Source organism: Lentzea sp. NBC_00516, assembly GCF_036346835.1.
GTDB classification, from domain to species: domain Bacteria; phylum Actinomycetota; class Actinomycetes; order Mycobacteriales; family Pseudonocardiaceae; genus Lentzea; species Lentzea sokolovensis.
In genome coordinates this window covers 2,045,578-2,057,861 of sequence record NZ_CP107840.1, presented here as the reverse complement: position 1 = coordinate 2,057,861, position 12,284 = coordinate 2,045,578, and the positions used below count along the sequence as shown (strand labels likewise).

At 67.0% G+C, this 12,284-nt stretch carries 13 protein-coding genes and 1 tRNA gene; 3 read left to right on the top strand and 11 right to left on the bottom strand.

Annotated features, from left to right (window positions below):
* The first annotated feature begins 204 nt into the window (after nucleotides 1-204).
* Nucleotides 205-654, top strand: a complete 450-nt coding sequence (locus OG205_RS09330; protein WP_330275848.1) for an AbiV family abortive infection protein — start codon at nucleotides 205-207, stop codon at nucleotides 652-654.
* On the opposite strand, the gene OG205_RS09325 is transcribed toward OG205_RS09330, so the two are convergent.
* Complete coding sequence (locus OG205_RS09325) at nucleotides 655-1,014, bottom strand: hypothetical protein (RefSeq protein ID WP_330275847.1); 360 nt, start codon at nucleotides 1,012-1,014, stop codon at nucleotides 655-657. It lies immediately after the preceding gene.
* Nucleotides 1,011-1,775 carry a TIGR02391 family protein gene (locus tag OG205_RS09320; protein WP_330275846.1) on the bottom strand — a complete coding sequence of 255 codons (765 nt, stop codon included), beginning with the start codon at nucleotides 1,773-1,775 and terminating at the stop codon, nucleotides 1,011-1,013. The genes OG205_RS09325 and OG205_RS09320 overlap by 4 nt, the downstream gene beginning before the upstream one ends.
* Nucleotides 1,776-1,882: 107 nt before the next feature.
* Here OG205_RS09320 and OG205_RS09315 point away from each other — a divergent pair, with 107 nt between their 5' ends.
* The gene (locus OG205_RS09315; RefSeq protein ID WP_330275845.1) at nucleotides 1,883-2,566 is read left to right on the top strand and encodes a DUF6884 domain-containing protein; all 684 of its coding nucleotides are present in this window, start codon (nucleotides 1,883-1,885) and stop codon (nucleotides 2,564-2,566) included.
* On the opposite strand, the gene OG205_RS09310 is transcribed toward OG205_RS09315, so the two are convergent.
* The 4 genes from OG205_RS09310 to OG205_RS09295 form a co-directional block, all read right to left on the bottom strand.
* On the bottom strand, nucleotides 2,458-3,084 hold the full coding sequence (locus OG205_RS09310) for a GIY-YIG nuclease family protein (RefSeq protein ID WP_330278136.1): 627 nt from the start codon (nucleotides 3,082-3,084) through the stop codon (nucleotides 2,458-2,460). The two genes, OG205_RS09315 and OG205_RS09310, sit on opposite strands and share 109 nt — an antisense overlap.
* A 61-nt stretch (nucleotides 3,085-3,145) precedes the next feature.
* A complete protein-coding gene (locus OG205_RS09305) occupies nucleotides 3,146-4,570 on the bottom strand; it encodes an EVE domain-containing protein (RefSeq protein WP_330275844.1) in 1,425 nt (474 codons plus the stop codon).
* 43 nt (nucleotides 4,571-4,613) lie between these two features.
* Nucleotides 4,614-6,485: a DNA/RNA helicase domain-containing protein gene (locus OG205_RS09300; RefSeq protein ID WP_330275843.1), complete on the bottom strand. Its 1,872-nt coding sequence runs from the start codon at nucleotides 6,483-6,485 to the stop codon at nucleotides 4,614-4,616.
* Nucleotides 6,486-6,780: 295 nt separating this feature from the next.
* Nucleotides 6,781-6,863 (bottom strand) — tRNA-Leu (locus OG205_RS09295).
* A gap of 148 nt (nucleotides 6,864-7,011) precedes the next feature.
* On the opposite strand from OG205_RS09295, the gene OG205_RS09290 reads away from it, so the two are divergent.
* The gene (locus OG205_RS09290; RefSeq protein WP_442916773.1) at nucleotides 7,012-7,938 is read left to right on the top strand and encodes a squalene cyclase; all 927 of its coding nucleotides are present in this window, start codon (nucleotides 7,012-7,014) and stop codon (nucleotides 7,936-7,938) included.
* On the opposite strand, the gene OG205_RS09285 is transcribed toward OG205_RS09290, so the two are convergent.
* From OG205_RS09285 to OG205_RS09265, 5 genes are all read right to left on the bottom strand, one after another.
* Nucleotides 7,935-8,540, bottom strand: coding sequence for a response regulator transcription factor (locus OG205_RS09285; protein WP_330275842.1), 606 nt, complete (start codon nucleotides 8,538-8,540; stop codon nucleotides 7,935-7,937). The two genes, OG205_RS09290 and OG205_RS09285, sit on opposite strands and share 4 nt — an antisense overlap.
* Nucleotides 8,537-9,679, bottom strand: coding sequence for a sensor histidine kinase (locus OG205_RS09280; protein ID WP_330275841.1), 1,143 nt, complete (start codon nucleotides 9,677-9,679; stop codon nucleotides 8,537-8,539). Before OG205_RS09280 ends, OG205_RS09285 begins: the two co-directional genes overlap by 4 nt.
* The gene (locus tag OG205_RS09275; protein ID WP_330275840.1) at nucleotides 9,676-10,383 is read right to left on the bottom strand and encodes an ABC transporter permease; all 708 of its coding nucleotides are present in this window, start codon (nucleotides 10,381-10,383) and stop codon (nucleotides 9,676-9,678) included. The genes OG205_RS09280 and OG205_RS09275 overlap by 4 nt, the downstream gene beginning before the upstream one ends.
* The gene (locus OG205_RS09270) at nucleotides 10,380-11,264 is read right to left on the bottom strand and encodes an ABC transporter ATP-binding protein (protein WP_330275839.1); all 885 of its coding nucleotides are present in this window, start codon (nucleotides 11,262-11,264) and stop codon (nucleotides 10,380-10,382) included. The genes OG205_RS09275 and OG205_RS09270 overlap by 4 nt, the downstream gene beginning before the upstream one ends.
* 68 nt (nucleotides 11,265-11,332) lie before the next feature.
* Nucleotides 11,333-12,208 (bottom strand): LysR family transcriptional regulator, encoded by an 876-nt coding sequence (locus tag OG205_RS09265; protein WP_330275838.1) that lies wholly within the window; start codon nucleotides 12,206-12,208, stop codon nucleotides 11,333-11,335.
* Between the last annotated feature and the right edge of the window lie 76 nt (nucleotides 12,209-12,284).

Genomic DNA, 12,284 nt, shown 5'->3' with positions numbered 1-12,284 from the left:
CATGATCGCCTTGCTGACGCACCAGGGGCGAGCACGTCGAGGAGCAGGGGTTGACGGCGCAGTGCGCGCAACAGTTCGCGAGCCTGCCAGCCGCGGCGGCGGGGCCGGGGGAGTCGCTGGAGCTCAAGCCGACGCGTACGGATCGTCGGCACCACCGCACACCCCACCCACGCATGGGTAACTCAGGCCATCCGCAACCTGCTCATGGACCTCGAGAGCTGGCCACGTGCCTTCGCGCTGGCCGCTCTTGCGGCTGAGGAGGTCGGCAAGTACGGAACCTGTTGCCTGGCGATCAGTAGTCCGCCAGGCGATGAGGCCGCTTGGAAGACCTTCTGGAATGACCTTCGGAACCACCGGCCGAAGATCGCCAGCATGTCCGGCCCCCTGATGGACTCGATCGCTGTGTTCTACCCAGCTCAAGGCCCTGAAGGCCGCGATCACTGGGCGCAAGTGCGCGCCACACTCACCGATCGCGACAGCAGCCTGGCTAAGGCGATCGACCAGACCAAGATGGCGGCACTCTACGTCGATTTCGACGACGACATTGTGCGGGTGCCGAACGAGCTGGTGGACCGAATCCTGGCGCAGAACATGATCAATGCGGTCACTCGTGCTATCGCGTACCCGCCTCAACCTGCACCTGCCGGGGCGTGATCATCTAGCGGCGAGAAGTAGGTGATCTTCTTCCGCGTCGAGCCGTGCGTTCGGTACACGACTGGGGTCGTGGATCGTCTTAGCGAGGGTGCTCCAGTGGTTCTGATCGAGATAGATCGACGTTCGGCCGCCCAACGGCGCTTGGTCGTCTGGTCGAGGCAACTCGACTGAGATGTCGTGTCCTCGAATTGTCTTCAATTGCAGGTGGTGCACGGCGGGGAAGTAGATCGACGAGTCGATCATGCTCGTGGTGCAGAAGCCTGGCTTGCCGAGGCTGGCGGAAACGCTGGAGCCGTCCGCGAAAACGAGGGTCATCGTCCCGTCACGAGCGAGGCGCATGGCGACCGGCCACTGTGTCATGGCGACTCCACGGTCTGTGCCTTTTGGACGAGATGGGCTACATAGCTGAGCACCGCGAGCATCTCCAGTGCCTCGTGCGGGGCCGGGTCAGGCCAGCCTGGGTGGGACACGAGGTTGCGCACCGCCATGAAAGCACCACGGACGAGCGCCGCCGAGCCCTCATGCGCCGAACGCCAGGTCTTCGCGGTGGGATCGACGTCGCGGAACCGCAGTCGCGGAGATCCGGTCGTCGGATCGCCCGTCGAGAACAGGACGGCAAGGTTCTCACCCGAGACGGCCTGGCCGGCGATGGTCTGCAGGAGGCCTTCGAGCGCTGTTGCTGCGGTCTGCACTGCTGCGCGGTGGTGGCCGCCGTCCCACAGGGCGGCTGCAGCGCCCCAGACAGTCGGGTGAAGTTGCGACGCCGACAGTCGAGGGCCGACTGGGCCGACGACTTCCGCCAGCTCCTCCCGCTGGGTGAGGATGGCGATCGCTTCGACGATCGCGAGGCGGGCCTGGGTGAAGGGATGCCCGCCGTACGGACCCTCCTCATGCTCAACGACTTTGTCCGCGAGCTCAGATTTGTCCATCGCGCGAACGATTTCTTGTGCCAGCCACGTCCGGGTGCGGACCTGGTCGATAAGGCCGGCCACCTGACTGGCCAGTCCTTCGTTCTCCTGGTAGGGCGCTTGGTTGCCCCAGCGCCGGTCGTAGAGATCGCCCCAGCGGTCGATGAGTTCCAGGACCTCCACGAGTCTGTCGTGCGCGAGTTCGAGATTCACGTTGCTGACGATAACTGGCAGACCTGGCTCCTGATCAGCCATTTTGGATGGCCAGCCCGCCGTCACACACGAGCTCAGGGGCAGGTCCGATGTGTGGGGAAGAGGTTGTGGAAGAAGGTTTCACCATCGGCCGCGTTTCGGTGATGACAGCGGTTGCCACAGGGGAGGCTGGTACCGATGGCCTGTGCGTGGTCAGCGCGCGCCCATGGCCGTACCCTCCGAATCCGACTCGAAGAGGACTTGAGATCGGCGGATTCGTGGCGAGGATCGTCTTCGTTATCCCGTGTGGCGGTGCGAAACTGTTCCATCAGGCGCCCGCTCGTGAGCTATATACGGGCTCGATGTTCCGGTTCTGCCTTGCTGTAGCAGTCGAGGAGGCTGATCTCGCTGCCGCGGCCGGGCACGACGCCGCCGTGAGGATCTTGTCGGCCAAGCACGGCCTGCTTGAACTGGATACGCTCGTTGCCCCGTACGACGTCGTGATTAGCAGCCATTACGCAGTCGCGGCAACGGTGGTCGCAGAGCAGCTGATGGACGTGACGCAGACTGGGCGAGCCGAGATCTACACGTTCCTCCCACAGGCGTACCTGGCCCGGTTGTGCCAGGCAAGTGAGCTCGCGGGGCAGCGCGGCGGTCGGATCTCGGTCAACGACCTCTACTGGGGTTCGCGTGGAATTGGTGATCAGCGGCGTGTGCTGTCGGAGCTTCGCCGGTCCCGATCGTCGAGCGTGCCGCAACCTCTGTGGCGACGTCGGTCCACCCGTGACAGACCGGGCAATGGGGCAGGCTGAACGACTAGGCAATCGGCAGGTCGCGTGCTCGGCGTTTGTGTTCCGCGCGAAGGGCTGTGTGCGATGTTGGCGATGTTGAGTGGAAGTACCTCGTTGCTGATGAGCTCGTCTTCCAGCTTCCACGGTTCGTCGTCGAGTACATACGTCACGCGTGCGTGGGCCGCCATCCACTCGGACAGGAGAGCTTCGCCTGACTTGGTGAAAGTCAGCCGATCGCCGCGGCTGCCGACACGGCGGAGTTCGATCCCCAGCTGCCCGGCCAGATGGCATCCCAAGGTCAAGCGGAGCGTGGAGCCGTAGGCGTTGCCTCGGAAGTGGTACCTGACGCGTTGGCGGAGGTGCTGCCGGCTCGGAGGCCGGCCGTTCGACGGCGGGAGCTTCGGTGCGATTCCGACGTAGAGCAGCGTGCCGAACGCGCCGACAATGCAGCCCTGAGCGGGGACACCCGGTGGCAGTTCGTCGAAGTACCACGCGTAGGCCCCAGGCCTGGCTGGGATGGCTGAATCGCGCGCCAGCACCTCGTCCCTCGAGTGCACCTGGCCTGGACTCAGCAACGGTCTCGCGCGCTCGCGGTAGGCGTCATCGTTCAACTGGAGCTCCTTGAGCGGTCAGCGGCGCTCGGGTCGAGTGGAAGGTTCCGTCCTCGCAATAGATCAGCTCCATCCCCGTGGCCTTCAGAAGGTCGATCAGGCTCGGCGCTGGCCGGGCGGGAAGAAGAACCGCGAGACTCGCGTCGGGTCGCAGGTGGTGTTGGTAGTCGAGGAGTTGGCCGATGGCCATGCGGACGTCCTGCCTGCTGGTGGACGCCTTGGCCTCGATGATCATCGTCTGCCGGTCATCGAAGACGTCGCAGACGAGTTCCTCGCCCGTGGGCAGCCTGCCCACGAGACAGCGCAACTCCCGGCCCAGGAACTCGCTGTACTGCTTGATCAGCCTCGCCTCGGGGTAGGTGACGGTGCGCGGTCCGCCGTTGTTGCTCGACGTGGTGTCCTCGGGAACGTCACCGACCGGCCGGGAGGTCAGCACGGTCTCGGAGCGGCGCGGGCGGTTCGTCCGGCTGTGGGCCGCGCTCGCTTCGAGCACGTGCCATTCGGCCGGAGTGAGCGGGAACGGGTTGGCGCCGCCGGGCATCCGCAGGATCCTCGCCCGCGCGAAGTCCGGGTCGGACTGGAGGCGCTCCTTGGTGATCGGTGCGTCGAACAGGTAGCGGTCGAACCGCAGGTCGACAACGTCCGCCTCCGACGGCGGTTGCTCCTTCCAGTAGGAGTCGAAGTTGGTCGCGCGGTGGACCGCTGAAGTGATCTCGCCCAGTCCGTAGACGCCAGCAGCCGCGCCGGAGATCCAGAACGCGAAACGGTCGCCTGGCCGCAGGTCCTGGTGGTGAATGGCGACCGTCCACCGGTCGAGCTCCATCGTGTTGTCCTGCCACCAGGCCCAGACGTCCCACACGGCCGGATTGCACTGCAGGAGCCAATACCGCGGCGAGGCCTGTTCGGCGTGGAGGTCACCGAGGCGTGCGTGCCGGTCGGCGGGAATCAGCGTGATGCTGCGCAGCGGCGCGGACAGGCCCAGCGGCGTCAGCACGCTGTCGGCCGGGATCGGTGACTCGTACTCCTGGACGTCGCCCAGCGCGACGATGTGCTCCCAGGTCGCGCCTTCCTCGTCCGCGCCCCACACGGCCCTCGCGACGTCCGCGTTGCGGAACACGTGCAGGATGGTGGCTTCGGCGAAGAAACCCATGTCGGCGTAGAAGAGGATCCGGTCGCCCGCTCGCCGGTCCCGCAGTGCGACGGCCTTGGCATTGCCGGTCGATGCGGTGGGGGTGGAGCCCCACAGCCTGGCTGTCCCGTCTGGGAACAGCCGGCTCAGGGCCGGGAGGTCGTCGCCGAGCTCGGAGGCGATGTCGGCGATTCGCACCCCGCGGCGGACGGACCGCTCGAAGTTCTGCGGCCCGTTGTGCCGCGAGCCGCCGCGGGGCTGCAGGACGAGCTGGGCGTTGGTCATGATCACGAGGATAGGGACGGGCACCGACAATTTCCGGCGCGCGTCACCGGCCGAGCATTGCGCGCAGGTAGGCCTGGGTGTCGTCGTCGGTGGAGTACAGGCGGCACCCTCTGGCTCCGCGGCTGGCCAGGACCCAGTAGGTGTTCGCCGCGAGCTGGACGTACTCGTCAGGACTCACGTCCTTCATCGCAGGATCGTGGCTGTACTCCGGGCGAGCCACCCAGCGGTCGCCACGGCGAACGAAATCCGGTCCCATGATCACGCCGGCGTAGTCGTACTCGAGTCCCAGACACGTGTAGATGCAGCCGACCTGGTTCTCGCCGCCGGCATCTGTGGCCCAGTACTCCTTGCGCGGCGCGAGAACCATCGCGCCGTCGCGGTGCGTGTCGAACGCGTTCCACGGCCGGACCCAGCTGCGCTGCACGCCGGCCGGATCAGTCCAGCTGATCGATACGTCTGGAATCAGTGAGCGGCCGCGTGGTTTCTTCGTCCATGGCCAGCAGAAGCCTGCGGTGATCCGCGCGCTGTGGCCGCCGCGGGCGTGCTCGTCGGCCCAGCGCGCCAGCTCGCTTGGGTCGGCCGCGATGCCGAGGTCGTAGTCGGTGCCGTGCCACTGGGGATGCGTCTGGTCGAACAGCAGCTCTTCGAGCCAGCGGAGGTAGGGCTGCGAGCCGCCGCACCGGAACTGGCTGGTCAGGTCGAACGAGGTGAATCGCGTGCCCAGGTGGTGAGCCTGCTGCTTCAGTTCTTCGACGGTGAAGCCCTCACCGGGGTTGACGATCTGCCGTTCGTCGAGGAACAACACGACCACCGAGGTGCGGTCCAGCAGCCCTTCGACACACCGGTTTCCGCGCTTCATGCGCTGTGCCTCGTCGACAAGCAGAACTTCCCTCACCGTGGGCCGCTGCTTGCCCAGGTAGGTCTGCAGGTTGCCGAACAGGCCCTTGGCTGCGGGGTCAGCGGCTGCCCGTTCCAGTTGCCACCGCAAGGTTCCTGACGGCGTGAGGTAGCGGGCTTCGACCTCGCGGAACATTCTCGGGATGTCGGCGAGCAGCCGTGCGGCGATGACTGTCTTACCCGTACCCGACCCTCCCCGGACCACGATGAGATGCGATGTCTTGCGGTCGTCGCGCACAGCCTTGCCGATCCTGCCGAGCACGTGCAGCTGTGCGTCCTGCTGGGCCCCGACGAGAGTGAAGGACGGCTGGCCCGCCAGCATTGCCGCTAGCCGGTCGAACACGCGTCCTGAGGGTGAATGCGGCGCCGCCAGAAACCGCACGACCGCCTCGTCGCTCGGTGCGGCCAGGTCGTTCGACAGGAGTGCCTTCGCCAACGTTGTGGGGCTGGCGGTCTCCTCGACATCGGCTTGCCCGAGCAACGCCACATTGCGGCTGCCCTCGCTCGTACGTACCGCGTCGCGGAGTTGTTCGACGGTCGTGGGTGGTGCGTTGTGCAACAGGGCAACGGCACGGAACTCGAGACCGAGCGCCCTGTGGTCCAGCCAGTCAACGAAGTAGGCGACGTACCCGGCAGCCTGGCGGCACGGGTGCGTGTACTCACGTCCCCTGACGGTTACCAGCAGCGCGTCGGCCCACTCGCAGCTGTCCCACTGCTTCAGTTCGACGACGATTGCGGCAAGCCCGCCGTCCTCGCGCGCGCCCAGCAGCAGGGCGTCCACGCGTTGACCGGTCCTAGGCAACTCGTACTCGAGGAACAGGCGCAAGTCGCCGAGCCCAGCCCGAGTTAGCGCGCCGAGCAGCTCGGGCCAGCTGTTGCGCCAACTCGCCTTCTCCGACTCGCTGAGCTCCTCGGCTCTTGTACGCTCGAACTCCGCGACACAACCGTCGATGAAGCCATCAAGTGACTCCTGCATGGCGGTACGTGCGCCGCTGACCGTTCCCCCGAAGACGTACACGATCTAGAGCTACCAGATCACTACAGTTCAAGCTCCGGCGGGACGGCCGAAGGATCCTGTGCATGCGCGCCCAGTGAGCCGGCCGTCCGGGAGTCGGCTTCGGCCTGATTCATGGCTGGTTTGTAGTTGCTCTTCAGCGGGCTCAGATAGCGAGCTGACGCTGACCGAAATGATGTGGAACCCGCATTGCGTCGAGAGGTGTGCTCGATAGCGGGTCCACGCGCCCAGCGGTTGACGCCATGAATGAAAAAGCGGGTGAGGATTGAAGAATCCTCATCCGCTTGATCAACTCCGATGTCCGAGGGGGGACTTGAACCCCCACCCCCTTTCGGGGACTAGCACCTCAAGCTAGCGCGTCTGCCATTCCGCCACCCGGACGTATTTAGTTCTGCCTCGGCTCGCGCCGTGGTGTGTCCATAGGTTACATGATCGTCGGTGCACGCCAAAATCGGGGCTTGGTGGGTGTGTTTGTGCTGGTCGGGGCTTGATCGGTGGTGGTGTCGGTGAGTGGGGTTAGGGTCGGGGTGTGCGTGAAGTGACTGGGTGGTTGCTTGAGTCTGACCCTGCGTTGCGGTGGCAGGTTCAGCGGGATCTGGTGGGGGCGCTGGAGGAGGTTTGGCTTGCCACGCGGGCGCTTGTGGGGGTTGAGGGGTTTGGGGCTCGGTTGCTTGCCGCGCAGGGGAGCGATGGCATGTGGGCCGGTGGGGCCTTCTTTCCCGCTGGGTTCGACGGGAAGGAGGAAGGGCAGCCGTGGACGGCTACCACCTGGTCGTTGACCTCGTTGCGGGAGTGGGGGGTTGAGGCCGCTTTGCTTGAGGGGACCGCTGAGCTGCTTGCGGCTGGGTGTCGGTGGGACTACGAGGGGCTGCCCTACTGGGGTGGGGAGGTCGACTGCTGCATCAACTCGTGGACCTTGGCCAACGGGGTGTGGCTTGGGGTTGATGTTCGGGGGATTGCCGACTGGTTTGTCGAGCATCAGCTTGAGGACGGTGGGTGGAACTGCGAGTGGGTTGAGGGGTCCAAGCGGTCGTCGTTTCACTCGACGCTCAACTCGTTGAAAGGGTTGCTGGCCTACGAGGTGGCTACCGGAGGGACGGCGGAGACGAAGGCCGCTCGGGTGCGGGGTGAGGAGTATTTGCTTGCTCGGCGGCTTTGTCGGCGGTTGTCCACTCAGGAGGTTGTGGGGGAGTGGGTCGGGCGGTTCAGGTCGCCGTTTCGCTGGGGGTACAGCGTGTTGAACGCGATGGACTACTTCCGGGAGGCCGGGCGGAAGGATCCTCGGATGGCTGAGGCCGTCGAGATGATCAGGATGGCGCGGCAGGCGGACGGGACCTGGTTGCAGGGTGGGCGGCATCCTGGGCGGGTGTGGTTCGAGGTTGATGTTGACGAAGGTCAGCCGTCGAAGTGGCTCACGTTTTACGCGCTGCGGGTGCTGGAGTGGTGGGAGAACTAGATCCAGCCCTTTGCCCTGGCGAAGCGGGCTGCCTCGTGGCGGTTCGAGGCTGCGGTTTTGCCTACGGCTGAGGAGAGGTAGTTGCGGACCGTGCCTGGGGAGAGGGAGGCGCGGCGGGCTATTTCTTCGATCGGGGCGCCTTCGAGTGCTAGTTCCAGGACGTCTGCCTCGCGTGGAGTCAGTGGGCTGTCGCCGGCGCTGATTGCTTCGGCTGCCAGGGACGGGTCCACGTAGCGGCCTCCTGTGTGGACGGTTCTGACCACTGTGGCCAGGACGTCCGAGGAGACGGTTTTCGGGAGGAATCCCCTTACGCCTGCGGCCAGTGCGCGTTTGAGGTGGCCTGGGCGGCCGTGGCTGGTGACGATCATCGTGGAGCACGTGGGGAGTTCCAGGGCAAGGGACTGGGCTACCGAGACGCCGTCCAGGTCTGGCATTTGCAGATCGATCACGGCCACGTCTGGGCGGACCACTCGGGCGGTGGCCAGGGCTTCGGCGCCGGTGGCGGCCTGGGCGACCACTTCCAGGTCGTCCTCCAAGGACAGCAGGGCGGCCATGGCGCCGCGGATCAGGTGCTCGTCGTCGGCCAGGAGGATGCGGATCACGGGAGCTCCACTGTGAGGACGAAGCGGTTGGGGGCTTCCGGGGCCGCTGTCACGGTGCCGCCCAGGGCCGCTATGCGTTCGTGGAGGCCGGTGAGGCCGCTGCCGAAGCGGAACGTCGTCAGGGAGACGCCGTCATTTGACATGGTGAGGATCTTGCCGCGCAACGTGATCGTGCACGTGTGGGCCTCGCTGTGGCGCAGGACGTTGGTGACGCCCTCGCGGACTGCCCAGCCCAGGGCGCCGGCCGGTTCGCCGTCGAACGTCACGTCGCCGATCACGCGGCAGTCGATGCCCGCGGAGGCCAGGAGTGAGCGGGCTCCTGCCAGTTCCACGGAGAGGTCGGCGGTGCGGTAGCCGCTGACCACGGCGCGGAGTTCGTCCAGGGAGTCCTGGGCGATCTGGCGGACCTCGAGCATCTCGTCGATGGCCGGTTCGGTGCGGCCGCGACGTGCCAGCTGGGCCGCGAGGTCGGCTTTCAGGGCAACGGCGGAGAGATTGCGGCCCACGACGTCGTGCAGGTCGCGGGCGAAGCGGAGGCGTTCTTCCGCCACGGCCAGGTTCGCGCGGACTTCGCGGGAGCGGTCCAGTTCCCAGACGATGCGCAGCATCCACAGCGTCGAGCGGAACGCGGCCACCAGGAGCTGCAGCATGATGGTCATGAAGAACGCGTTGCCCGGCGGTGCGACGAGGTACATCCAGGCCCCGCCCGCCGCGGCCACCAGCACGAGGGTGCGCGGGCGGGCCACGGCGGACAGGGTCGTGATCATCAGGACCAGGAAGATGATCGCGATGCCGTCGCCGGGGCTGTCGGGCTTGCCGGGCAACGGATCCGGGTAGGTGAGTTCCGCCGTGGCCAGCGCGGTGCAGGTGGCGACGACGTAGATCGTCAGCAGGCGCCGCGGATAGCGGGACTTGCCGAGGTGGTGCTCGATGCCGAAGTGGACGAGCCGGACGCCCATGACCACGTGGGCCAGCACCGCCGTCACGAGCACGACGAGGGCGACGGTGCTGATCTCCGCGGTCAGGCTGATGATCAGCAACGGCGGCAGGAACACGTAGCTCAAGTAGAACGTGTAGCGCACGAAGAGGTCGAACCGCGCCGCGCTGCCACGGGACCGCCACCAGCCGAGCAAGTTCACCTCCGGGGATCCCACCTGAACCACCGCTGCACAGCGTAGGTCCCCAGGGCGATCCACACCGCCAGGACGATCACCGGCTTGAGCACGGGTCCGTCCGCCCAGCCGGCGCGCAGCAGTTCGAGCACCGGCGTCAGCGGCAGGTACCTGAGGACCGCGGCGAGGCCGTCGGGCAGGACTGAGAGCGGGAACATCAGGCCGGACCCGAACAGGCACGCCATCAGGATCGGCAGCGACGTCACCTGCGCCATCTCGACGGTCCGCGTGAACGCCGAGGACACCGCCGCCAGCAGCACGAAGACCGCGATGCCACCCGCCACGCCGAGCACGATGAACCACGGCCGCGACGGCAGCGGCACGCCCGTGATCACGCCGGCGACCACCGTGAACAGCACCATCTGCCCGAACGCCACCACGACGGACGGCAGGGACGCGCCGAGCAGGATCTCCGGATCGGTGAGCTCGCCGACGCGCAGGCGCTTCAGAACCAGCTCCTCGCGCCGGGCGACGAACGTGGTGACGAGGTTGTAGTACACCGCCATCAGCAGCGCGAACCCGACCAACCCGACGACCAGCGGAACGCCGTCCGCGTCCACCGAGATCAGCACCGGCACCAGCAGCAACGGCAGCAGCAGTGAGTTGAACAGCGCGGTCCGGTTGCGCCAGAACAACTTCAGCTCGGCCTGTCCCACAGCCACGGCCCTCATGCCGCCTCCTCCGCGATCGCCAGGAACGCCTCTTCGAGCGACGCCGACCGGGCGTCCAAACCGGACAGTTCCACGTTGTTCTGGTGAGCCCACGCCAGGAGCTCGTGCAGGGTCGACTGCAGTTCGTTCGTCCGCACGGTCACCCGGCCCGACGACTCCACCTCGGCCACGACAGGCAGCGGGACACCGGCCGGCGGCACGAACGAGATGCGGGACGGGTACGCGTCCACGACCTCGGACACCGTTCCCTGCGCCACGATCCGGCCGCGGTGCATGATCGCCAGCCGATCGGCCAACGCCTGCGCCTCCTCCAGATAATGCGTGGTCAGCAGCACGGTCACGCCCTCACGCAGCAGCGAGCGAATCAGCTCCCACGTGTTGCGCCGGCTCTCCGGGTCGAGTCCGGTGGTCGGCTCGTCGAGGAACAGCACCTCCGGCTTGCCCAGCAACGCGAGCGCCAGGTCCAGCCGCCGCCGTTCCCCGCCGGACAGCTGCTTCACCCGCACCGACGCCCGATGCGCCAGATCGACGAGCGACAACGCCTCGTCCACCGGCCGCGGCGACGTCAGGGTCCCCGCCCACATCTTCGCGGCCTCGGTCACCGTCAGGTCAGGCGGGAAACCGCCTTCCTGCAGCATCACGCCCATCCGCGGCCGCACGGCGGCGCGTTCGCTGAACGGGTCGTGGCCGAGCACGCGCACGGACCCCTCCGCCGGACGTGAGAGCCCTTCCACCACCTCCACGGTCGAGGTCTTTCCCGCGCCGTTCGTGCCGAGCAGGGCGAACATCTCGCCCCGCTCCACGTCAAAGGAAACGCCCCGCACAGCCTCGAACCCTCCGCTGTACCGGCGAGTCAGCCCCCGCACCTCGATCGCTGTCATGAACCAACGATCTCGGGAAACACAGGCAACCGGCAGTGCCGTCCCACATCAGTTCCCCATGACAGATGTCATGCGCGCAGCACTAGTGCGTCCACCACCACGGACGCCGGTTCGGACAGATTCAGCCACGCGACAACGATGCGCTGACGCTCTCTTGAGCGCACCCGTATGACCTGCACGCCGTGCGGGACCAACGCGGCCAACGGCTCGGGCAACGTCGTGATGCCCGCACCGGACGCCACGAGCTGAAGCTTCGCCAGCCAGTCCCGCGCGACATGGGCGACGGTCACCCTTTCGTCCAGCCCAGGCCAGACCCCGAAACCCGGCGGGCCCGCAATCCACGCCCACCCGCGCAGGTCGCCCACGTCGATGAAGTCCTTGTGTGCCAGCGGATGCGTCGACGGCACAGCCAGCAGCAACTCGCGTTCGTCCAGCACCTTGGTCCGCAACGCCGGCGTCTCGTCGTCCAGCGGAGGGAACGGCGGCTCGGACGCGAGCACCGCGACGTCGACCGTGCGGGCTCGCAAGGCGCGAACCAAGGACGCGGTGGTGCCGTCGCGCGTGGTCACCGTCAACGCCGGATGGCTTCGCCGCAACGACGCCAGCGCGGACGGGACCAGCATGCCGCCCGCGCTGGTGAACCACCCGAGCCGGACCGTGCCCGCGGTCGCCGGCAGCCCGGACAGCTCACGGCTGGCCGCGTCGAGCTGAGCGAGAACCAGCCCTGCGTGCCGCAGCAGCACGTGCCCGGTGTCGGTCAGGTGCACGCCGTCGCGCTGCCTGTCGAACAACGGCGCGCGCACGACCCGTTCCAGCGCGGCGATCTGCCGGGACACCGCCGACTGCGTGTAGCCCAGCGCGGCGGCCGCGGCGCTCAGCGAGCCCCGCTCGGCCACCTCCTGGAACACCCGCAACGCCACCAGCGGAACCGCAGTCAGGTCCATGAACCAGATGTATACGGACTACGGGTGGTATCGCCCCTGAATCTCGGTGATGACCGCGACGTCCGTGGTGTCCGGC